Source organism: Arthrobacter flavus (genome assembly GCF_039526005.1).
Taxonomy (GTDB): Bacteria; Actinomycetota; Actinomycetes; order Actinomycetales; family Micrococcaceae; genus Arthrobacter_D; species Arthrobacter_D flavus.
In genome coordinates this window covers 19,116-39,743 of sequence record NZ_BAAAIJ010000007.1, presented here as the reverse complement: position 1 = coordinate 39,743, position 20,628 = coordinate 19,116, and the positions used below count along the sequence as shown (strand labels likewise).

Sequence of the window (20,628 nt, the reverse complement as noted above, 5' to 3'; positions counted from 1 at the left end):
GTGCCGGCCCCGCAGGTTCGCTGTTGCGCAACAGCTGCTCTGCGGGGCCGGCACTTTCCTGCCTCAGGCGGCCTGTGATTAGGGGCGGATGATCACCTTGATGCAGCCGTCCTGCTTCTTCTGGAACTTCTCATAGGCGGCCGGCGCCTCGTCGATGCCGATCGTGTGGGTCATCAGGTCCATGACGCCCAGCGGATCGGAGGGGTCCTCGACGATGGGCAGCAGCTCATCGGTCCAGTGGCGCACGTTGCACTGGCCCATGCGGGTCTGGATCTGCTTGTCGAACATGTTCAGCAGGGGCATCGGGCTGGCAGTGCCGCCGTAGACGCCGCTCAGGGAAATGGTTCCGCCGCGGCGCACCGAGTCGATCGCTGCGTGCAGCACCGTGAGGCGGTCCACTCCAGCAGTTTCCATTGCCTTCTTCGCGAGGGCGTCAGGCAGCAGGTTGACGGCGTTCTGGGCGAAGGCGCCCAGTGGGGAGTCATGGGATTCCATCCCGACGGCGTCCACCACAGCGTCCGGTCCGCGACCGTCGGTCATTTCCCGCAGTTCGTCGCCAATATCCTTGGTGAAATCGATCGTCTCGATGCCGTGGCGTTCGGCCATGGCACGGCGCTCCGCGACAGGCTCGACGGCGATGACACGCTGTCCGAAGTGGCGTCCGATCCGTGCGGCGAACTGCCCCACGGGACCGAGGCCGAAGACGGCGAGGGTTCCGCCGTCGGGAACGTCAGCGTATTTCACGCCCTGCCAGGCGGTGGGCAGGATATCGGAGAGGTAGAGGTACCGCTCGTCGGGGAGCTCGTGGCCCACCTTGACCGGTCCGTAGTCGGCGTGGGGGACGCGTAGGAACTCCGCCTGTCCACCCGGCACCGAGCCGTAGAGCTCCGAGAAGCCAAGGAGGCTCGCGCCGGATCCCTGCGAGCGGACCTGCGTCGTCTCGCACTGCGACTGGAGCCCGCGGACGCACATCCAGCAGTGACCACAGGAGATGTTGAAGGGGATGACCACTCGGTCGCCCGGCTTGAGGTTCGTGACGGCACTGCCGACCTCCTGGACAATCCCCATCGGCTCGTGGCCGAGAACGTCGTTCTTGTTCATGTAGGGGGTGAGCACCTCGTACAGGTGCAGGTCGGATCCACAGATTGCTGAGGAGGTGATGCGGACGATAGCGTCAGTGGGTTCCTGGATCACGGGATCCGGGACCTGTTCAACGCTGACGGTGCTACGGCCCTGCCATGTCACTGCCTTCATGATTCACGCTCCGATGAGTAGTAAGTAAGCTGACTATCTTCAGTATTGCCCTGATCGACCCGGATTGAAAGCCGAGTGGCCGATTGCCCGTCGGAGCCCTACGCTAACGTGGTGAAATATCTGCAGTCGCCCGCCGTTCGGGTTGGTCTTTCAATCTCGATTGCCACGGGGCTGTACGGGCTTTCTTTCGGAGCGCTGTCGGTCACCTCGGGCTTCGACCTCTGGCAGACCATGGCCCTGAGCCTGCTGCTGTTCAGCGGCGGCTCGCAGTTCGCCTTCATCGGAGTGGTGGGAGGCGGCGGCACCGGGGCCGCCGCGATGACTGCGGCCTCGCTGCTGGGAATCCGCAATGCGGTGTACGGCATGCAAATGAACGCGCTGGTGCGGCCCACCGGTTGGCGACGGTTCGCCGCCGCGCAGGTCACCATTGACGAGTCGGCAGCCACCGCGAGCGGGCAGACGGATCCGGATGAACGGCGACTGGGTTTCTGGAGTGCAGGGATCGGTGTCTTCATCCTGTGGAATGTGTTCACGGTCGCGGGCGCGCTGCTCGGGGGTGCGCTCGGCGACCCGGCGCAGTGGGGGCTTGACGGGGCTGCGGTCGCGGCGTTCCTGGGCCTTCTCTGGCCGCGTCTGAAGGGACGGGAGCCGGCAGCGATCGCGGTGGTCTGTGCACTGGTAACGGTCGTCGCGGTGCCACTGGTGGCGCCGGGGCTGCCCATCCTGATTGCGGCGGCGGTTGCCGCTGCGATTGGCTGGTTTGGTCACGGCCGGCCCACCGAGGGCCTTGAGCCCGACGTCGACCCCTACGCTGACGGAGGCGATCACCGATGAACCTGTGGCTCTGGATCCTGCTTGCCTGCGTCGTCGCGTTCCTCACCAAGCTGGCCGGCTACCTGGTCCCGGCGCGGTGGATGGACAACCCTCGGATGAGCCGGGTCGCTGGCACGCTGACCATCGGTCTGCTCGCGTCGCTGACAGCCGTCAACACGTTCGCCTCGGGCCAGGAGTTGGCCCTCGACGCCCGGATCGTCGCCCTGGCGGCCGCAGCGGTGGCGCTGCTCCTGAGGGCGCCGTTTCTGGTGGTGGTGCTCGCGGGAGCGGTGGGCGCTGCGCTGGCCCGGCTGGCAGGGATGCCCTGACACACCCACCGGCCGTGGCTTTGCCGGCGGCCCGGCACCGCCAGTGTCAGCGTCCGACGACGACGGCGGTCGCCTCCGCGATTGCTGCTTCTTCGTCAGTGGGCACAACGAGCACCGGGAACGCAGAGTCCTCGGTGCTGATCTGGCGGGGGGCCGAACTCTTCTTACGGTTCTCGGCGTCGTCGAGGTGGAGGTTCAGAGCGCCCAGCCGTCCCACCACGCGCTCCCGGAACTGCCAGGAGTTCTCGCCGATTCCTGCGGTGAACACCAGCGCCTGGGCACCGCCGACGGCCACATGGTATCCGCCGATGTACTTGGCCAGCCGGTAGGAGGCCAGATCCAGCGCCAGCTCGGCTCGCGCGTCCCCGCCAGCAGCCGACTCGACGACTGAACGCATGTCGTTTTGTCCGGTCAAACCCAACAGACCGGATTCGCGGTTGAGGAGCTGGTCAAGGTCCTCGGCGGAGTAGCCTTCTCGGCTGAGGAACAGCAGGATCGACGGGTCGATGTCACCGGAGCGGGTGCCCATGACCAGGCCCTCGAGGGGGGTGAACCCCATGGACGTATCGATGCTGGCGCCGGCCTGCACCGCCGTGATGGAGGCACCGTTGCCCAGGTGGGCGATGATTCCAGTGAACTCGGAGGGCGCCAGCCCCAGCAGTGAAGCTGCGTGGTGGGTGACATAGCCAATGGACGTGCCGTGGAACCCATAGCGGCGGATCCCGAACCTGGTGTAGAGCTCGTCGGGGACTGCGTAGCGCCAGGCCTGCTCGGGGAGGGTGCGGTGGAACGCTGTATCAAAGACGGCGACCTGCGGCATATCGGGCCACCTAGTGGTTATCGCCCGGATGCCCTGAACGTTTGCCGGATTGTGCAGGGGCGCCAACGGGCTCAGGCGTTCAATGGATCTCGTGATCTCGTTGTCCACCAGGACCGGTTCGCTGAACCGTTCACCGCCGTGCACCACCCGGTGCCCCACAGCGTCAATGGCTTTGCCCTGCAGCGCCTGCTCGACGTCGTCGGTCACCCGGTCGAGCGCCTCCTGGTGGTCGATGGGCCCCCCGTGGGTGGAATCACCGATCCGTTCCACGGTGCCCTCGGCCAGCCGTTCACCGGTCTCGGTGTCGCGCACCTGGTACTTCAACGATGATGAGCCCGAATTGATGACAAGAATGATCATGATGCCTCCTGCCAGAAACTCTACTGGAGGCTGCTGACGTCGTCCGGCGGCGTCTTACAGCCGGCGACTGGGGCACCAGCAAAAGACCCATTTCCGATGTAGAAGGATGGCAAGTCGAGTAGCATCGGCGTATGGAAGCTACCGAGGTGGTTCGGCGGTATTGGTCGGCGGTGTGGAGCCGGGACTGGAACGCTGTTGGACGAACACTTGCCGACGACGTGGAGGTCTTCTGGCCCGTCACGCGCGAAATCATCCGTGGCAGGGACAACCTGGTTGCGGTGAATTCAGAGCATCCCAACGGGTGGAGCATTGACGTGTTGAATGTTTACGACGCCGGCGACGTCGTGGTGTCCGAGGTGCAGGTGCCTCAGGAGGACGTCGGTATCTTCCGTGTGGTCTCGATGTGGACCGTCGCCGACGGCGTTATTGTTTCGGGCCGCGAATACTGGACCCTCTACGGCGGGGAGGAAGGCCGCGACTGGCGGCGCAAATACAGCACCGTTGGCGACATTCCCTCCTGAGATCAGCGTCCGGTAAGCCGAACCGGAGACTCTACTGAGACTGTTCTGCCTTACCTCGGGCGTACGCTCACATCGCCGACAGTTCGCCGAGCACTGTGCCGTCCTCCGATTGGAGGGTCATCACGCCTGAGCGCACCCGTCCGAGTGTCGCCTGGCCCAGCCACCCCTCGGCATCGTCGCAGGTGGCGGTCGCGGCGGGGTCGGGAGTCAGGGTGACCGAGTCGCTCTCCTCTCCGGGTTCCCAGGTCCCGGCAACCTCTCCACAGTCGTCACTGCCGGAATAGGTCCGGTCCACCTGGATGGAAAGGAACGGCGACGTGGGTGTCCTTTCCTCGGTCCAGTACCCGATCGGCAGGCCCTGCGGGCCCACGCTGGAGTCGGTGGAGCGGACCAGTTCGGTGCTCACCGATCCGTCGGAGTCATACAGCGTGAGCGTGTCGCCGTCGACGGCGACGGTGGCCGCCAGCGATACCGCAGACGGAAGGGCAGCGCCGTCGCACCCCATCAGGGTCTGCGGGCGCATGGTGGTGGTGAGTGCGTTGTCTTCTTCGAGGTCCCAGGTTCCCTGCACCCGGTTGCAGCCATCCGAGGCACTCCAGGAGTTGTCCTGCACGAACGCCACATAGGGCTGCTCAAGGGTGTCGAAGGTTTCCTCGACCGTCCAGGTGCCTACGAGGATGCCTGGCTGCAGGGCCTCTGGTGGTGAAGTGGCGTCGTCCGACGGCGTCGCGGTGCACCCCGCCATCGCCGCGCAGCACAGGATAGTCACCAGCGCTGCTGGGTGTCGTTGAGCTTTCATCCGAGCGCCCTTTCACAGGAGTCATTAGGTGCTGTCATTATCTTGCTGATCGTCGACGGTGATAGCCAGGGTGGCGCGGATCCGCTTCCCTGCTGGCGACAAAACACACTGTGCCAGGCCGTCATTTGGCCTCCTGGGCAGGAACCACCACTTTTTTGATGATCAGCAGGATTGAAGCCATCACCGGGCAGGCGACCAGAGCGCCGAGCAGGCCCAGCAGGGTCCCCCCGAACAACGCGCCGATCAGGACCAGGGAACCGGGAATGCTTATCGCTTTGCCGACAATTCGTGGAGTCAGGACGTACGCTTCGATTTGCAGGTAGATCACCATGACGATCAGCACAATCAACGCCGCCCCCGGGGAGGTGAACAGCGAAACGATTGAGACAATAATGGTGTTGATGACGCTGCCCACCAACGGAATCAAGGTGATTGGCAGGGCGAACGCCGCAAGGATTCCGGCGTGAGGGACACCGCAGAGGGTCAGGAGAATGAACGTGAACGCGGCGTTCATCACTGCGAGAAGGAACATGCCGCTGAGATACTTTCCCACTGACTGGGCGATCTGCTCGGCGATCTCAACGAATCGCTCCCGCTGGGAAGCCGGTACGAGCACGTAGAGGCTCTGCTTCATCGCTTCCAGGGATGCAACAAAGTACAGGGTGAGCGCCACCACGAAGATGAGCCCGAAGGTTCCGTTGACCAGGGTGAACCCCACGTTCAAGGCTCCCCCGCTGATGGCCAGCCAGACTGCCGGGTCAGTCGCCGATCGTTGCAGTGCGTCAAGCAGTGGTGACAGGGCGCCGTCGAACGCGTTGTTGAGGTCACTGAACCACACCTGATTGCTCACGTTGGCGAGACCGCCGGGGACCTGCCGGATCAGCTCGGCGGCCTGATCACGGATCACTGGAACAAGGAGGCGCAGGAGCAGTACGACGGCGATCAGGAAGCCCGCCATCACCACCAGGACCGCGGCGGTCCTGGAGAGCCCAGTTGATTCGAGCCTGAGGATCAGTGGATACAGCCCGAGACTTACAAAGAGCGCAATGAAAATCAGGGTGAGCGCGTACCCCAGTGAGGCGATAGCGGCGCCCAGAACCAACGCGAGGAGGACGCCGAGCGTGGTGACAAACCCCAACCGGAAGGGGCCGGAACCCAGGATTCCCAGTGAACGCATCGCGGCCTGGTCACCGCACCGGGACGAAGCGCCGGATGAGTTCAATCAGGAGCCTGGTGCCGAAACCGGTGGCCCCCTGGGATCTCCACAGGTCGTCCTTCTCCGCCTGCATGGTGCCAGCGATGTCGAAATGCAGCCAGGGGATGCCGTCCACGAATTCTTCGAGGAACAGTGCAGCGGTAGTCGAGCCCGCATATTTGCCGCCCATGTTGGACATATCGGCGACATGTGAGTCGAGCTGCTCGCGATAGCGGTGCTCGAGGGGGAGCTGCCAGACGCTCTCGTCGGTGGCCAAGGATGCGGCGAGACCCTGATCGATCAACACCTGGTTGTTGCCGAACAACGCGGCGGTGTGTGTGCCGAGCGCCATCAGGGCAGCACCGGTCAGCGTGGCGATGTCGATAATCGCATCGGCCCCCTCTTCGGCGGCAAGCGCCAGGGCGTCGGACATGACCAGCCGCCCTTCAGCGTCGCTGTTCTTGATTTCCACTGTGGTGCCGCCACGAATCGTCAGCACGTCCCCGAGCTTCATAGCCGAGCCGGAGGGCATGTTATCTGTGCACATCAGGCGGGCGGTGACCGTGTGACGGCAATCGAGTTCCCCGAGCGCAGTCATTACGCCCAGGACGGCCGCCGCACCAGCCATGTCCATTTTCATGGCGAAATGCATCGGGTCCGAGGGCTTCAGGGAGATCCCTCCGGAGTCATACATGATGCCCTTGCCTACCAACGCAAGATGGGTGGGTGCGGCGGCGCTCGCGGACGCTGGCGGCCGGTAGGTGATCTGGATCATGAGTGGTTCCTCGGCGCTCCCCGCGTTGACTCCAAGCAGGCCGCCGCAGCCGAGTTCGATCAGGTGTTGTTTGTTGAACAGGGAGACCTCCAGGCCGTGGGTTTGGCCGAGCTGGAGGGTCTGTTCGCCGAGATCAACGGCGGTCAGATGACCCGGCGGTGTGTTGGCCAGGTCCCGGGCAAGATTAGTGGCGCGGGCAAGGATCCGGCCGACTCCCGCGCCCGCCGCCACCTGTTCGATCCGCGCGGGCGCGACGACGAAGTCACACGAGACAAGCGGTACATGCTTGGGAGCTGTCTGCAACTCGGTGTAGCGGTAGCGGGCGAGCAGGACCCCCTCCGCGAGAGCCTGCCCTATCAGTGTCGAATCCGTCCCGACGTCGTCGCCTACCACCAGCCCGATCCGGTGGTAGCGGTGCCCTGCCCGGGCGAATGTCGCAGCCAGATCCCGCAAGGCGGAGACAGTGGGGGTGCGCTCGCCGGCACCAACCGCGATCAGAGCGGGGGACTCCGGCTGGGGCAATAGCAGCGTCTGGCCCACCTTCCCCTCGAAACCGGCGTGGCGGAGTGCATCACGATCCACCCGAAGCTCCTCGGGGACGGTGCCGGTTGTGCCCACCAGGTACCCCACGGCTTCAATACCCGCGGGGACATCACTGGAAACGAGGATCTCGGCGGTATTACCGGGTCGCAGGGAGGGGGTGGGTGAAAAGGCCGGGGAGATGAGCTTGCGGGATGCGAAGGTCATGCTGTTCTCCTAGATTCGTGGTGCGGTTGAGGGGCTGGAAACCTAGCTGGCGGCTGGGGCTGCCTCTTCGCTTTCGGTGTTCCCGGAGGAGAGCACCTCGGGGATGTCGCCTGGCACGTAGTCAGGGAGCCGACCGGCCGGGATGATTGCCAGGAGCGTGATGCCTGCCAAGCCGAGCAATGACAGATTCAGCGCCCGAAGACGCGCTTCCTCATTGATCCTGACCGCCTCTGCCACCTCGGCGGACGTGGCAGTGGTTTGGCTCAGCACGTTCTCTAGCTGGTCATTGGTGATGAAGTTGATGTTGTCGAGATTGACCTGCACTTTAAGTTCATTGTCGATCGTCGGGTTGTCGACCAGGTCTGAATTGATGATCCCGGCGAGGACGCCGACGGCGAAGACGCTCGCAACGGCTATCCCGATGCTGCCCGAGATGTTGTGCACCAGCCCGCGCCAGGCACCGACGTCGCCTGCCAGCCGTTTGGGAGCCGCGCTCAGGAGTGTGTTGAAGACCAGCGCGACGACGGCGCCCTGGCCGAGGCCCAGCGTGATGAGACCGATCACCACGAGGATCTGGGTCCAATCGTTGCGGATAGTTAAGGCAAGAACGATCAGGCCGAGGGCAACCACCGCGAAGGCAACCCTGGCAATCTGTCGTGGCGGAAACTTTTTATAGAGGTTGGCCACCAGGGTGCTGCTGATGAAGATTGAAATCGTATAGGGAATGATCGCGATCGACGTTTGGAAGCTGGACCTGCCCTGGACAATCTGGATGTACAGCGGGATGAGAAAATTCGCTGCGGTCCCTACGAACAGCATGATCGCCATGCAGATAGTGGTGGCCCGCTCCGAACTGCTCTTCAGCACCTCAAGGTCGAAGATCTGGGGCTTGTTCTTCCCTCGTTGGCGTCGCAGCCAGCTGAAGAATAACTGCCCTCCAATGGCACCAAGAAGGATGAGGAGGGGCGCCGGGGACAGGCCGAGGACGGCGAAGGGCGCCGCGTCAGTGGCGAGGAGAACACCCCAGGCATTGAGGCCGCTGAAGCCGAAACTGAGCAGAATGATCGACCCGGCGGCGAGCACAGCGCCCACCACATCAATGTGCACGCCCTCTTGCCGGGGTACCGGTGCAAGCCTGAAGCTCAGGGCGAGATTGGCTAGTCCCAGAATGGCCACGAGGATGAATGAGTAACGCCACCCGATGGTCGACGCGAAGGATCCCGCGATGAGCAGGGCCAGAACACCCGCGGCGGGAATTGCCGCAGCCAGATAGCCGATGGACCTGGCCTGTTGGTCCCCTTTATAACTGGTGGCGATGAAGACCACGAGGGCGGGTGCAATGAGCGCGATCACTGCACCCGACGCCGCCTGGGCGATGAACAGCATTGCAGGGCTGACGCTGAAGGCGACCGCCGCCATTGCCACCGCATGGACGGCGACGGCGATTTGGAAGACCTTGCGTGAACCATACTTCGCGCCGATCTTCGCTCCGAGCAGAATGAACGCTGCCATCGCGAAGGTTCCGGCGGTGATTGCCGTGCCCACGCTGGTGGCTGCGGTGTCAAGGTCGGTGGTAATCCCCTGCATTGAAACGGTCAGGGCGTTGACCGCGAATGACGCCTGGATCTGGGTGAGGACCACCACCAGTAGGGGGAGCCAGGAGGCGTTCACTTCCTGTGTTGGGCTGCGTTCTGCAGCGGGTTCCGAAGCCATGATCGGGTATCTCCTCTACGGCTAGGTGATCGCTGGGGCAGCGGGAATACGATCATGCTAGGTCTGGAGGCTCAACTCCCCGGCGGCTGTGGCGCGGAACTGAGCAAGGGATGGCGCCGAATCATCTCTGGGGTGTGCTCTGTGCTGGCTAGGCGGGTTTGTCAGCTGCCGACGCCGCTGCCAGGTGGGCCAGGGACCGGTACTCGGAAGGGAGTACCCCGTAGTGGGCTTTGACCGCCCTGCGCAGTTCAAAGGTGGAGGTAAACCCCGAGCGGCGGGCGATTTCGGCGGTGGTCAAGGTATTCGTGCCCGACGCGGAGAGCAGCAGGGAAGCTGTGTGCGCTCTGCTCTTGCTGATTTCGCTGGTGATTGATGCTCCGGTGCCTTCGAAGGCGCGTTGGAGGTGGCGGAGGGAGACGCTCAGGTGTGCAGCGATTCCTCGAGGAATCAGCTCAGGGTCACGGTGGGCTGCGGCGATGTGGGTTAGGGCACGGCAGCGCAGACCGAGCCGGAGCTCCTCGCCGTCGAGCCCGTACCCCTGCGTTTCGAGGAAAAGTCCAGCGACCAGGTCCTCGATGCCCCGTTCTGCGGTTATAGCGCCGATCCCGCTGGGGTCCCAGGCGCTGTCGACGAGGGCCGATGCGAACGCTCTGAGCGGCCTTCCCAGGGAGGTGGAGGTCGCGGCCCTGAACGCACGCGACCGAAAGTGTACGCCGCGCTCCAGCAGGCGGGATTTCGGGACGCGGATGTGGAGCCCCCGTGTGGGCTGAAGACTGTCGACCTCCACGCCGTCCCAATTGGTCACCACGAAGGCACTCCCCGGCCCCAGTGGGGCGACCGCTTGACCATCCACCCTCGCTGCGACCAGGTTGGTGAGCACGAATCCGATGTGGACTGCATCCTGGTCCCACCGAGGAGCCCCCCGGAAATGGAACGCGGATTGGGTGGTGAACATCACCGTCGTGTTGCCGATCCGACGCCGTTGGGCCGCGAAATGGAACATGGTCGGCTCCGGCGACGATACACAGTCGAGCACCGCGGTGACGAGGTCAGGGGAGACGTCATCCGGTCCGCTCAATTGTGCTGCAACATGCCGAGCCAGAGGCAACGCGAGGGGCACCCAACCCGGAGTCATCTAAATCGCAACCGCTCCATTCGGGACGCGCGGATTCGCGTCGGTCACCGCTTACGGTGCCATATCGCTTCGGGCAGGAGATCACCCGTTCTGGGTGATCCGACAGGCCCAGGGAACGCGGTCCCGGGGTGTTTTCGCAGGCTACCCGGCGTCCTGAACCGTCTCCGCTTGCTGCGCCTGGACGGCGGTGATTGCCACAGTGTTGACGATATCTTCAACAGTGCAGCCGCGGGAGAGGTCATTAACCGGTTTCCTGAGGCCCTGCAGCACCGGTCCCACAGCAACGGCACCGGCCGATTGCTGGACTGCTTTATAGGTGTTGTTGCCCGTGTTGAGGTCAGGGAAGATGAAGACGGTAGCCTGACCCGCCACCGATGATCCGGGGAGTTTCGACTTCGCGACGGAGGCGTCGACCGCCGCGTCGTACTGGATCGGACCCTCCACTGGAAGCTCTGGCCGCATTTCCCGCACCAGCTCAGTAGCTCGACGGACCTCGTCCACTGCGCCGCCTGAACCTGATTCGCCCGTCGAATAGGAAAGCATGGCTACCCGTGGATCGACGCCGAACTGCTCAGCGGTTTCCGCCGAGGCGACCGCAATATCGGCGAGCTGCTCATCGTTGGGATTGGGGTTGACGGCGCAGTCGCCGTACACCAGTACGCGATCGCTCAGCAGCATCAAGAAGACCGAGGACACGATTTTCACACCGACCTTGGTCTTCACGAACTCCAGCGCTGGCCGAATGGTATTGGCGGTGGTGTGCGCCGCCCCAGAGACCATGCCATCCACTTTCCCGAGCTGAACCATCATGGTGCCAAAGTATGCGCCTTCAAGCATACGTTCCCGGGCGTTCTCGATTGACACGCCTTTGTGGGACCGCAGCCGCACGTACTCGGCGGCGAACTCTTCGCGCAGTTGGGACGTTGCCGGATCAACCAGAGTGAGCCCGGCCAGGTCGATGCCCTGCCCCGCTGCGAGTTCGCGGATTTTGGTCTCTGGCCCCAGAATGGTCAGATCGCAGACGTCCCGGCGGTGCAGGATCTCGGCCGCCCGAAGGATCCTCAGGTCTTCCCCCTCGGGGAGAACGATGTGGCGGCGCTGGGACCGCGCCCGCTCGATCAGGTCGTGGAGGAACCGCAGGGGCGTCATGGTGAGCGCCCGGGGGAGTTCCAGCCGCTCAAGAAGCTCCTTCTCATCAACCTGGCGGGCCCAGGCGCCGAGGGCGGCCGCCGCCTTGCGCTTCAACCCGGTGGCGATCTCCCCGCGCACTTCACTGACCCGCCGCGCTGCGGTGTACGTGTCATCGTCGAGTGCAAAAACGGGGAAGGGTGCTTGCGCCAGGAGGGAAAGAATTGTGGAATCCGGGGCGAGACCACCGGTAAGAATCAGGCCGGAGGGCACGGGGAACTCCGGGGAGAAGGAGGAGGCGAGGGTTGCCACCATGACGTCGGCCCGATCTCCAGGGACAATCACCAGAGCCCCGTCAGTGAGCTTGTGGAGAAAGTTTCCGACGTTCATTGCGGCGACCTTGATCGACGCGACGTCCCGTTCAAGGGTGGGGCTGCCTGCAATCTGCCGGGCCCCGAGCGCGCGGGCCACCTCACCGACGGTGGGCCGGGAAATCTCCGCAAGTTCCGGGATGACATACACGGGACGCCCGGAGCGCCCAGGGCGGACCTGCGAGCTGATCTCAGCGACGGCGTCGTCCGCTGCCCGGTTGACCATCATGGCCAGCAGCGACACCTGCGCGGCGTCCAGTTCCCGGCGGGCGACGTCGACGGCGTCGGCCGCTTCGGACACGGACATCTCCTTGGCATTCACCACCGCCAACACCATGGCGCCAAGGTTGTTGGCGAGCCGAGCGTTCAGATCGAACTCGAGGGGAGCGTCATGTCCGCTGAGATCGGTGCCTTCGACGATGATGACGTCGCAGTCCCGCGCGATCTCGCTGTAGATGGCGACGCACCGGGTGTCGATTTCCTCCCGCTGCCCCTTGACCAGGAGAGCCCGTGCCTCGGCGCGCGTGAGACCGCCGCGGGCGCGTGCTGGCGGAAGATCGAAGGAGCGCTGCATCAGGTTGACCATCGGGTCCGCTTCCACATCGTCACCTTCAACGATCGGCCGGAAGAACCCGACCCGGTCAGAGTGCCGGTGAAGCATGTCTGCCAGCCCCAGCGAGATGAGGGACTTCCCTGAGCCTTCGGTCATGGCGCTGACATATATTCCGCGAGTCATTCCCCCATCCTGCCAAACGGTGGACGACCTAGCCATGACGGCGGGCACATCCAGAGGATCTATCTCACCAGCTGTCCACCAATTTTGCTGCTACCCCTTCCCCCGGGGTGCCCATATGCCAGACTTGGACCATGCTTGTAGCCTTCTCAGTTGCCCCAGCCGGAACCGGTCCCACCACGGCGGAGAACGCTGATGGTTCTGTCCACGACGCCGTGGCCGAAGCCGTCAGGATTGTCCGCGATTCGGGCCTGCCCAACCAGACGGATTCCATGTTCACCACGATCGAGGGTGAGTGGGATGAAGTGATGGACGTGATCAAGCGTGCCACCGCAGCGGTCGGCAAATATGGCAGCCGCGTCTCCCTGGTGTTGAAGGCGGACATCCGGCCAGGCTATTCGGGGGAGCTCACCGGGAAAGTGGAACGCCTCGAGCAGGCCATTGACGAGATGGACGAGTACCAGGGCCACTCATGACTGAGTGGGCCACAAGCGTTCGACACCCTTCCCACTCTGGCCGGGACGGGTGCGCGGTGGCCGTGGTCGCTGCCGTCGCGGCATAAACTGAGTGGGTGATTTTTTCCATCCGCCGGGCGCTGCCGGACGACGCAGAGACCTACTCCCGCACTCACCTGCAGGGCCTCCACGAGACCTATGCGCAGATCATGCCACCCCAGTTCCACGTGCACTACGACGCCGAACTGCCGACCCTGATCGCCAAGCGACGGGAGGCGCTCGAGGCTGGCGCGTCCAGTTGGGTGGCGTTTGACGAAGCGGGGACCGCCATGGGCATCGCGACGTCGGGGCCGGGCCGGGATGAGGATCGCCCCGACTTCGAGTTGCACCACATTTACACCCTCGCCGCGTCCCACGGCACCGGGCTGGGCCAGCGGCTTCTGGATACCGCCCTCGAAGGCCGGGCCGCCTACCTGTGGATTCTCAATGGGAACCCGCGGGCTGAACGCTTCTACCGGCGGAACGGCTTCCAACCGGACGGCACCGAGACTCTGTGCGGGCCCACCTGGCACCATCGGCCGATGTTCCGGATGCACCGCCAGTAATGGTGCCCGTTCGGGCGGCTAGCATGGCACCTATGCCCACACCCACAGTTCGGCGCGCCTATCCCGACGACGACGGCGAACTCGTCGGAGCGGCGCTCGCTGGCCGGACCCGGGAAGCCGACACGATCGGCGACGGGCTGACCGCTGGCTGTCTGGTGCTGCAGTAATGGGACGGCAGAGACCGGCCCGGCCCGGCGACCCGAAGGCCCAGCCTGATCTGGCCGGTTCAGGACCGGTTGCCGGAACCTACGACATTGACACCGGCACCTGTGAAGTGGAGGCCGACCCGTTCAACCCCAACGGCTGGATCCTCAAGGTCAACGGAGTACCCAGTTCGCACATCGATCTCAGTGACCCGTTGCGTCTGGACTTCGAATACATGAGGTGGATCGCGGCGCTGGTCGAATCCCAGCGCCGCGCCGGGGGGCCGCTGCGGGCGCTCCACCTCGGTGGCGGGGCCTGTTCGCTGGCGCGGTATTTCGCCGCATCGGCACCGGAGGCTCGCCAGGTGGTGGTGGAACTGGATGGCAGACTTGCCGGGTTGGTGCGGGACTGGTTTGACCTCCCGCGTGCTCCGCTGGTGCGCATCAGGGTGGGCGAAGCGCGCGAGGTCACGGAATCGCTCACCGCCGGAAGCCGCGATCTGATCATCCGTGACGTTTTCGCGGGCAGCAAAACCCCACGGCCCTTGACCACCCTTGAGTTCACCCAGCAGGCCAAGAGGGTGCTCAGCGAGAACGGCCTCTACCTGGTCAACTGTGGCGACTCGCCGGACCTGGGGGGCGCCCGCAGGGAGGCGGCCACCATCGGTGAGGCGTTTACCTACACTGCAGTGATCGCTGATCCCGCCATGCTGAAGGGACGACGGTACGGGAACGTCATCATCGCCGGCAGCGAGACACCGCTGGATCAGGATCCGGGACTGGCTCGCGTGCTGCTGGGCGGGGGAGTGCCAGCTCACGTGTGGGACGACGCCCGGGTGCGGAAGTTCAGCAACGGCGCGCAGGTCCTCCACGATGAATGACCTGCAACTGGGTGAGGCAGGTCAGGCCTGGGCACTGGCTCTGCCCAGCAGGTGGTCTTCGTAGGCTGCAGTGGCATAGCGGAGGGCCGCAACAACAGCAGCTACGGCTGGCTGCCGCAACGAATCAGGTCTGGCCACCAGCCAGTAGCCCAGCCGCTCAGCGATTTCGGCGGGAAGGAGACGGACCAGATCATGATGCTGGTCGGCCATGAAACAGGGCAGGAGCCCAATCCCGGCGCCAGCCCGGGTGGCCTCGACATGGACAAAGACATTGGTGGAACTGAGCGAATCCCTCATGGTGGGCAGCAACCGCCGGGGGGTGTCGAGACTGTCCACCTGCAGCATCGAGTCAATGAAGTAGACCAACTGATGCTCAGCGGCCTCCGTGACACTTCGCGGGGTGCCCCATTCGGCCAGGTACTCCCGGGAGGCGTAGAGGCCCAGCATGTATTCACCCAACCGGAACGCCTCAGCGCGATGCACCTGTGGTTCACCGACCACCACCTCAAGATCAAGCCCGCTGCGGGTCTGCGAGGCCCGACGTGTGGCGGCGACAATCTCGACGGACAGGCGGGGATGCTCACGCCGTAGCCTGGCGAACGCAGGCGCGGCGATGTAGGCGCTGAATCCGTCGGTGGCGCTCATCCTGACGACGCCGGCTACCGGGGCGTCGTCGTCGCCGTCAGCCAACCCAATCACCGCTGATGCGACCCGTTCGGCTGCGGCGACTGCCCGAAAACCCAGCTCGGTGAGCTCCCACCCACCGCTGGCCCGCACTAGAACATGACCGCCGAGGCTTTTCTCCAGGGCAGCGATCCGCCGGGACACGGTCGTGTGGTTCAGCTCCAGCGCCTCGGCGGCAGTGGTGAACCGGCCGCTGCGGGAGACGGTCAACAGGATCAACAGGTCGCTGGGGTTAGGGGAACTCATATCTGCATTTTCGCAGCTTCGGGGTGCGGAGTTGGTCATTGAAGCGATCAACATCTGCAGCAATACTCAATGAGGTTGTTCCTGGGGTGACGCCTGTCACAACACCCAGTAGGCATCGTGTCACCGTCGACACAGAAGGAGAAAGCCATGAGCGTCAATCAGCGCTCCACCCAGCCCGGCCCCCAGGGATCCTCAGGGCACGACCGCACCGATGAGTCAGGTTTGAAAAAAGTTGTCGCAGCCTCGATGGTCGGGACAGTTGTTGAGTGGTACGAGTTCTTCCTCTACGCCACTGCCGCCACACTGGTCTTCGCGGTAGTGTTCTTCCCCAACGCGGCGACCCCGCTCGATGGGATCATCGCAGCGTTCCTGACCTACGCCGTCGGCTTCATCGCCCGTCCGCTCGGCGGGATCTTCTTCGGCCAGATTGGAGACAAGCTCGGCCGCAAGCACACCTTGCAGGTGACCATCATCCTGGTTGGGGTAGCGACCTTCCTGATGGGCTGCCTGCCGGGCTTCAACACCATCGGGTACTGGGCCCCGGCACTGCTGGTAGTCCTGCGCTTCGTCCAGGGCTTCGCCGTCGGCGGCGAATGGGGCGGCGCTGTGCTGCTGGTTGCCGAGCACAGCCCCAACAAGTCCCGCGGGTTTTGGGCCAGCTGGCCGCAGGCTGCTGTCCCCGTCGGGAACCTCCTGGCTACCGTGGTCCTGCTCACCATGTCGTTCATCCTCCCTGAAGACGAATTCCTGGCGTGGGGCTGGCGGGTAGCGTTCTGGCTATCAGCGGTCATCGTGGTCATTGGTTACTACATCCGGACGCACGTCAGTGAAGCGCCGATCTTCCTTGAGGCGCGTGAACAGGTTGAGCGCGAGAAATCGATCAACTATGGGGTCCTCGAGGTAGTGAAGAAATACCCCAAAGGAATCCTGGGCGCCATGGGCCTGCGCTTTGCCGAGAATATTCTCTACTACATCATCGTCAGCTTCTCGATCGTCTACCTGAAGACTGTTCATGAATATGACACCAGCCAGCTCCTCCTCGCGCTGCTGATCGCCCACGTGGTCCACTTTTTGGTGATCCCCCAGGTGGGGCGGCTGTCTGACCGGTTCGGCCGCAAACCCGTCTACCTCGCCGGAGCGATTCTCGGCGCCACCTGGGCGTTCTTCGCCTTCCCCATGTTTGACACCCAGAACCCAGTGATCATCATCCTGGCCGTCACCATCGGTCTGTGCTTCCACGCCCTGATGTACGCGGGACAGCCAGCCATTATGGCTGAAATGTTCCCCACCCGCATGCGGTACTCGGGGGTTTCCCTCGGCTACCAGGTGACATCGATTATTGCCGGGTCGATGGCACCGATCATCGCGACGGCCATCCTGCAGGAGACCGGTTCCTGGGTGGGGGTTGCGCTCTACGTCCTGGGTGCGTGTGTGGTGACCGGCATCGCCGTCGTCACCCTGCGTGAAACCAAGGGGATCTCACTGCGCGACGTCGACGCCGCGGACGCGGAGCGCCACGGCATCCCGGTTCCGAACGGTACCGCCTGATGGCATCGACACCGGTGCAGGTGCCAGTCCGGGCACCAGCCCAGCAGACGGTTGAGGCGGCGCGCCCGGTCAGAACTACGGGCGAGCAACCCCTCGCCGGGCGCCGGGCGCTCGTGACCGGCGGCGCCAGCGGGATCGGAGCGGCAACCGTCCGTGCGTTTGCCGCTCAGGGTGCGCACGTGACCGTTGCGGACCGGGATGGCGACGGTGCTGCCGCGCTGGCCGAGGAGGTCAACGGCGACTCGTGGACCGTGGACCTGCTGGGTACCGGGGATCTTGAGGACCTCAGCCTCGACGTCGACATTCTCGTCAACAACGCGGGCATCCAGGCGGTACAGCCCATCCACACGTTCGACCCGGCAGCCTTCCGACGGATCCACACCCTGATGTTGGAGGCACCCTTCCTGCTGATCCGTGCCGCGCTCCCAGCGATGTACGACAGAGGCTTTGGTCGAATCATTAACCTGTCCTCAATCCACGGGCTGCGGGCGTCACCGTTCAAGGCGGCCTACGTGTCGGCGAAGCATGGGTTGGAAGGCCTGTCCAAGGTGACGGCGCTGGAAGGCGGCGAACACGGCGTCACCAGCAACTGCGTGAACCCGGGATATGTGCGCACCCCGCTGGTCGAAAATCAGATTTCTGATCAGGCGCGTCTGCACGGGATCACTGAAGAGGACGTGCTGTCCACCATCATGCTCACGGAAAGTGCCATCAAACGGATGGTCGAACCGGAAGAAGTGGCAGCGCTGGTGTGCTGGCTGGCATCGGACGTGGCAGGCATGGTGACCGGTTCGTCCTATGTGATGGACGGGGGCTGGTCCGCGCGCTGACGGTCCCGCCTGGGCTGGCCCCTACCGCGGGACCAGCCCAGGACTATCGCAGACCCAGCGCCAGTTCGATCGGTCCGATACCGAAAAACACCACGAAGGCGCCCGCTACAGCCCACATCAGAGGGTGAATTTCCCGGGCTCGCCCCTGGAAGGTGCGGACCAGCACGTAGGCGATGAACCCGGCGCCCAGACCGTTGGCGATCGAGTATGTGAACGGCATCAGGATGAAGGTCAGAAACGCGGGGATGGCAACCCCCCAGTCCTGCCAGTCGATGCGGCCGACCTGTGCCACCATCATGAATCCGACGACGACGAGCGCCGGCGCCACGGCTTCGAACGGCACCAGGGAGATCAGGGGGGTGAAGAACATCGCCAGTAGGAACAGCACGCCGGTGACGATGTTGGCGATACCGGTGCGGGCGCCTTCACCGATACCAGCTCCCGATTCGACGTAAATCTGGTTTGACGACACCGACCCGGCACCGCCGGCGACGGCGCCGAGGGCATCAACGATGAGGACCCGGTTGACGCCGGGAATGTTGCCCTTCTTGTCCACGAGCTTTGCCTCGTTGGCGAGGCCCACCATGGTGCCCATTGCGTCGAAGAAGATACTCAACAGGATCGTGAACGTGAGCAGCAGGGCAGCGGTCGCTCCGATGGTGCTGAAGGCGCCGAACAGGCTCACATTCCCGATCAGTGACAGATCGGGAACTCCCACCCAGGCCCCGGTCGGAAGCTCAGGGACCACCAGGGACCAGCCCTGGGCGTTGGTTCCCTCCGGGCCAACGCTCGGCCCGACGTCGGCCACAGCTTCAATGACGACGGCGAGAATGGTTGACGCAATCACACCGATCAGGATCCCGCCTCGCACCTTGCGGACCACCAACGCGATCGTCAGAATCAGACCGAAAACAAACACCAGGGTGGGCCAGCCCAGCAGGGCGCCTTCGAAACCGAGGCCCACGGGCACCGTGGTTTGAGCGACGTCCGGCACCCGCCTGACGAACCCTGCATTGACGAGTCCGATGAGCGCAATGAACAGGCCGATACCGACCACAATTGCGGTTTTCAGGCTTTCAGGGACCGCGTTGAATACGGCGGTCCGGAATCCCGTGAGAACCAGGATGAGCATCGTGAGGCCAGCCAGCACCACCAGACCCATGACCTGCGGCCAGGTGAGCTCAGGGTTGGTGGCGACGGTGATGGCCACGAAGGCGTTGACGCCGAGGCCAGTCGCGAGGGCGAACGGGTACTTGGCCCACGCGCCCATCACAATGGTCAGGATTCCTGCGACCAGTGCAGTCACCGCGGCGACCCGTTCGAAACCCAGCTCGGAGCCCGATGAATCGGCACCGGCAAGGATCAGGGGGTTGAGGACAACGATGTAGCTCATGGCGAAGAAGGTTGCTACTCCGCCCCGGATTTCCCGCGACATACTGCTACCGCGGTGGGTTACTTCGAAATAGCGGTCCAGTACGGAACCCTTTTTGAGCATGGTCATTCCTCGAACGGTGGGGGGTGTGGTCTGCGGATCGAGTCTATCCGCTCGATGCCGGGCGCACCGTCTCTCCCAGCATGCTGACAGGCCCGCCACGTAGAGTTGACCCATGAGTACTACCTATCCCGCAGCAGGCCCCGTCGTCGTCCATTCCCTCCCGAGGGTCGCTGCACTGCTCGCCGCGATGTTGCTGGTGGCCCTGATGACTATCCTCGGGTCCGCCCCGGCAGCCAACGCCCATGACGAGATGACCGGCAGCACCCCGGCGTCAGGGGCGAGCGTCGAGATGCTTCCCGAGGTGGTGGAGTTGACCTTCTCCAACGTGCCGTCGGGGATTGGGTCGGAGGTCGAGGTCCTGGACGCAAATGGCGAGAATTGGGCCGAAGGTGACGTGACGATCATCGACCGGGTGGCCAGCCAGCCCCTCCGCTCTGATGCGCCAGCGGGTGAATACACAGTGAACTGGCGGGTAGTTTCCTCGGATTCGCATCCGATTGAAGGCACCTTCGCGTTTACCGCGACAGCGGGCGGGGCAGCACAGGCCCCGGGCGCCGTTGTCGGCACCCAGGGGCCAATCGAAATCGAGGAGTCAGAGCAGGCGGCGCAGAATGACTTCCCGTGGAGCATCGTGGTGATGGTCGTGGTCCTGATCGCGCTGGCAGTGGTCCTGGCAGCAACCGCCCGGAAAAAGCTACGTCAAGGCGCCGACTCTTAACTCTGTCGCTAAGTCACCGGGTCAAAACCCAATTCCCACAATGCATCATTCTTCACCGAGCCTATTAGGCCGCAATTTGCAGCGCCAGCACCAAATGAACGCCTTCGTATATAACGAAAGAACATCGATTCGCTGACGTGAATCAGGCGGTTACTCCTTCTGCAAAAATCCCTGAGTTCATCGGGATCCGACGCTCTCCGGGGGTGCCGGTTCAGCTCCCGACAAGCGTGCCCGGGAGCTTGTTCTGGGACGTCCGGCGGGGGTTCGCCGCGTCCGGGACGAGTCACCACCGGTATATTGGGTTACTCAATACCGCTGATAGTGATCGCC

The 20,628-nt window shown here is 64.0% G+C and carries 20 protein-coding genes; 10 read left to right on the top strand and 10 right to left on the bottom strand.

From position 1 onward, the window contains the following. Positions 1–78 precede the first annotated feature (78 nt). The gene (locus ABD059_RS02460) at positions 79–1,254 is read right to left on the bottom strand and encodes a zinc-dependent alcohol dehydrogenase (protein ID WP_343877576.1); all 1,176 of its coding nucleotides are present in this window, start codon (positions 1,252–1,254) and stop codon (positions 79–81) included. A gap of 111 nt (positions 1,255–1,365) precedes the next feature. Here ABD059_RS02460 and ABD059_RS02455 point away from each other — a divergent pair, with 111 nt between their 5' ends. Next, positions 1,366–2,088, top strand: a complete 723-nt coding sequence (locus tag ABD059_RS02455; protein WP_343877574.1) for an AzlC family ABC transporter permease — start codon at positions 1,366–1,368, stop codon at positions 2,086–2,088. Continuing rightward, on the top strand, positions 2,085–2,396 hold the full coding sequence (locus tag ABD059_RS02450) for an AzlD domain-containing protein (RefSeq protein WP_343877573.1): 312 nt from the start codon (positions 2,085–2,087) through the stop codon (positions 2,394–2,396). The genes ABD059_RS02455 and ABD059_RS02450 overlap by 4 nt, the downstream gene beginning before the upstream one ends. A 46-nt stretch (positions 2,397–2,442) precedes the next feature. Here the strand turns inward: ABD059_RS02450 and ABD059_RS02445 are convergent, their stop codons facing one another. After that, complete coding sequence (locus ABD059_RS02445) at positions 2,443–3,576, bottom strand: acetate/propionate family kinase (protein ID WP_343877572.1); 1,134 nt, start codon at positions 3,574–3,576, stop codon at positions 2,443–2,445. Positions 3,577–3,707: 131 nt separating this feature from the next. On the opposite strand from ABD059_RS02445, the gene ABD059_RS02440 reads away from it, so the two are divergent. Beyond that, positions 3,708–4,097: a nuclear transport factor 2 family protein gene (locus ABD059_RS02440; RefSeq protein ID WP_343877571.1), complete on the top strand. Its 390-nt coding sequence runs from the start codon at positions 3,708–3,710 to the stop codon at positions 4,095–4,097. Positions 4,098–4,164: 67 nt separating this feature from the next. Here ABD059_RS02440 and ABD059_RS02435 read toward each other — a convergent pair whose 3' ends face one another. From ABD059_RS02435 to pta, 6 genes are all read right to left on the bottom strand, one after another. Then, entirely contained in the window at positions 4,165–4,896 is a 732-nt protein-coding gene (locus tag ABD059_RS02435; RefSeq protein ID WP_343877569.1) for an META domain-containing protein, read from the bottom strand. A gap of 121 nt (positions 4,897–5,017) precedes the next feature. Beyond that, positions 5,018–6,073 (bottom strand): AI-2E family transporter, encoded by a 1,056-nt coding sequence (locus ABD059_RS02430; protein ID WP_343877568.1) that lies wholly within the window; start codon positions 6,071–6,073, stop codon positions 5,018–5,020. A gap of 10 nt (positions 6,074–6,083) precedes the next feature. Further along, positions 6,084–7,613, bottom strand: a complete 1,530-nt coding sequence (locus ABD059_RS02425; protein ID WP_343877566.1) for a leucyl aminopeptidase family protein — start codon at positions 7,611–7,613, stop codon at positions 6,084–6,086. A gap of 42 nt (positions 7,614–7,655) precedes the next feature. Then, complete coding sequence (locus tag ABD059_RS02420; RefSeq protein WP_343877565.1) at positions 7,656–9,326, bottom strand: MFS transporter; 1,671 nt, start codon at positions 9,324–9,326, stop codon at positions 7,656–7,658. Between the two features lie 148 nt (positions 9,327–9,474). Continuing rightward, positions 9,475–10,461: a helix-turn-helix transcriptional regulator gene (locus ABD059_RS02415; protein WP_343877563.1), complete on the bottom strand. Its 987-nt coding sequence runs from the start codon at positions 10,459–10,461 to the stop codon at positions 9,475–9,477. 141 nt (positions 10,462–10,602) lie between these two features. After that, on the bottom strand, positions 10,603–12,696 hold the full coding sequence (gene pta / locus ABD059_RS02410) for a phosphate acetyltransferase (protein ID WP_343877561.1): 2,094 nt from the start codon (positions 12,694–12,696) through the stop codon (positions 10,603–10,605). Between the two features lie 131 nt (positions 12,697–12,827). On the opposite strand from pta, the gene ABD059_RS02405 reads away from it, so the two are divergent. The 4 genes from ABD059_RS02405 (at position 12,828) to ABD059_RS02390 (ending at position 14,777) form a co-directional block, all read left to right on the top strand. Continuing rightward, entirely contained in the window at positions 12,828–13,169 is a 342-nt protein-coding gene (locus ABD059_RS02405) for a thiamine-binding protein (protein WP_343877559.1), read from the top strand. A 95-nt stretch (positions 13,170–13,264) separates the two neighbouring features. Then, positions 13,265–13,753 carry a GNAT family N-acetyltransferase gene (locus ABD059_RS02400; protein ID WP_343877557.1) on the top strand — a complete coding sequence of 163 codons (489 nt, stop codon included), beginning with the start codon at positions 13,265–13,267 and terminating at the stop codon, positions 13,751–13,753. Between the two features lie 32 nt (positions 13,754–13,785). Beyond that, positions 13,786–13,920 carry a hypothetical protein gene (locus ABD059_RS02395; protein ID WP_343877555.1) on the top strand — a complete coding sequence of 45 codons (135 nt, stop codon included), beginning with the start codon at positions 13,786–13,788 and terminating at the stop codon, positions 13,918–13,920. Continuing rightward, the gene (locus ABD059_RS02390) at positions 13,920–14,777 is read left to right on the top strand and encodes a spermidine synthase (protein ID WP_343877553.1); all 858 of its coding nucleotides are present in this window, start codon (positions 13,920–13,922) and stop codon (positions 14,775–14,777) included. The genes ABD059_RS02395 and ABD059_RS02390 overlap by 1 nt, the downstream gene beginning before the upstream one ends. 21 nt (positions 14,778–14,798) lie before the next feature. Here ABD059_RS02390 and ABD059_RS02385 read toward each other — a convergent pair whose 3' ends face one another. Continuing rightward, positions 14,799–15,707 (bottom strand): LysR family transcriptional regulator, encoded by a 909-nt coding sequence (locus ABD059_RS02385; protein WP_343877551.1) that lies wholly within the window; start codon positions 15,705–15,707, stop codon positions 14,799–14,801. Between the two features lie 147 nt (positions 15,708–15,854). Between ABD059_RS02385 and ABD059_RS02380 the strand changes: the two genes are divergently transcribed. Together ABD059_RS02380 and ABD059_RS02375 are read left to right on the top strand one after the other, a co-directional pair. Beyond that, positions 15,855–17,255: an MFS transporter gene (locus ABD059_RS02380; RefSeq protein ID WP_343877549.1), complete on the top strand. Its 1,401-nt coding sequence runs from the start codon at positions 15,855–15,857 to the stop codon at positions 17,253–17,255. Next, positions 17,255–18,085 (top strand): 3-hydroxybutyrate dehydrogenase, encoded by an 831-nt coding sequence (locus ABD059_RS02375; RefSeq protein WP_343877547.1) that lies wholly within the window; start codon positions 17,255–17,257, stop codon positions 18,083–18,085. The genes ABD059_RS02380 and ABD059_RS02375 overlap by 1 nt, the downstream gene beginning before the upstream one ends. A 43-nt stretch (positions 18,086–18,128) precedes the next feature. On the opposite strand, the gene ABD059_RS02370 is transcribed toward ABD059_RS02375, so the two are convergent. Then, positions 18,129–19,580: an NCS2 family permease gene (locus ABD059_RS02370; RefSeq protein WP_343877908.1), complete on the bottom strand. Its 1,452-nt coding sequence runs from the start codon at positions 19,578–19,580 to the stop codon at positions 18,129–18,131. Positions 19,581–19,692: 112 nt separating this feature from the next. Between ABD059_RS02370 and ABD059_RS02365 the strand changes: the two genes are divergently transcribed. Then, on the top strand, positions 19,693–20,298 hold the full coding sequence (locus ABD059_RS02365; RefSeq protein ID WP_343877545.1) for a copper resistance CopC family protein: 606 nt from the start codon (positions 19,693–19,695) through the stop codon (positions 20,296–20,298). The last annotated feature ends 330 nt before the right edge of the window (positions 20,299–20,628 follow it).

What these genes read in the sequence shown, in the direction of transcription:
- ABD059_RS02460 (WP_343877576.1), bottom strand. Translation starts at nt 1,254, where the DNA reads ATGAAGGCAGTGACATGGCAGGGCCGTAGCACCGTCAGCGTTGAACAG.
- ABD059_RS02450 (WP_343877573.1), top strand. Translation starts at nt 2,085, where the DNA reads ATGAACCTGTGGCTCTGGATCCTGCTTGCCTGCGTCGTCGCGTTCCTC.
- ABD059_RS02445 (WP_343877572.1), bottom strand. Translation starts at nt 3,576, where the DNA reads ATGATCATTCTTGTCATCAATTCGGGCTCATCATCGTTGAAGTACCAG.
- ABD059_RS02440 (WP_343877571.1), top strand. Translation starts at nt 3,708, where the DNA reads ATGGAAGCTACCGAGGTGGTTCGGCGGTATTGGTCGGCGGTGTGGAGC.
- ABD059_RS02435 (WP_343877569.1), bottom strand. Translation starts at nt 4,896, where the DNA reads ATGAAAGCTCAACGACACCCAGCAGCGCTGGTGACTATCCTGTGCTGC.
- ABD059_RS02430 (WP_343877568.1), bottom strand. Translation starts at nt 6,073, where the DNA reads ATGCGTTCACTGGGAATCCTGGGTTCCGGCCCCTTCCGGTTGGGGTTT.
- ABD059_RS02425 (WP_343877566.1), bottom strand. Translation starts at nt 7,613, where the DNA reads ATGACCTTCGCATCCCGCAAGCTCATCTCCCCGGCCTTTTCACCCACC.
- ABD059_RS02420 (WP_343877565.1), bottom strand. Translation starts at nt 9,326, where the DNA reads ATGGCTTCGGAACCCGCTGCAGAACGCAGCCCAACACAGGAAGTGAAC.
- ABD059_RS02415 (WP_343877563.1), bottom strand. Translation starts at nt 10,461, where the DNA reads ATGACTCCGGGTTGGGTGCCCCTCGCGTTGCCTCTGGCTCGGCATGTT.
- pta (WP_343877561.1), bottom strand. Translation starts at nt 12,696, where the DNA reads ATGACTCGCGGAATATATGTCAGCGCCATGACCGAAGGCTCAGGGAAG.
- ABD059_RS02405 (WP_343877559.1), top strand. Translation starts at nt 12,828, where the DNA reads ATGCTTGTAGCCTTCTCAGTTGCCCCAGCCGGAACCGGTCCCACCACG.
- ABD059_RS02395 (WP_343877555.1), top strand. Translation starts at nt 13,786, where the DNA reads ATGCCCACACCCACAGTTCGGCGCGCCTATCCCGACGACGACGGCGAA.
- ABD059_RS02390 (WP_343877553.1), top strand. Translation starts at nt 13,920, where the DNA reads ATGGGACGGCAGAGACCGGCCCGGCCCGGCGACCCGAAGGCCCAGCCT.
- ABD059_RS02385 (WP_343877551.1), bottom strand. Translation starts at nt 15,707, where the DNA reads ATGAGTTCCCCTAACCCCAGCGACCTGTTGATCCTGTTGACCGTCTCC.
- ABD059_RS02380 (WP_343877549.1), top strand. Translation starts at nt 15,855, where the DNA reads ATGAGCGTCAATCAGCGCTCCACCCAGCCCGGCCCCCAGGGATCCTCA.
- ABD059_RS02375 (WP_343877547.1), top strand. Translation starts at nt 17,255, where the DNA reads ATGGCATCGACACCGGTGCAGGTGCCAGTCCGGGCACCAGCCCAGCAG.
- ABD059_RS02370 (WP_343877908.1), bottom strand. Translation starts at nt 19,580, where the DNA reads ATGCTCAAAAAGGGTTCCGTACTGGACCGCTATTTCGAAGTAACCCAC.
- ABD059_RS02365 (WP_343877545.1), top strand. Translation starts at nt 19,693, where the DNA reads ATGAGTACTACCTATCCCGCAGCAGGCCCCGTCGTCGTCCATTCCCTC.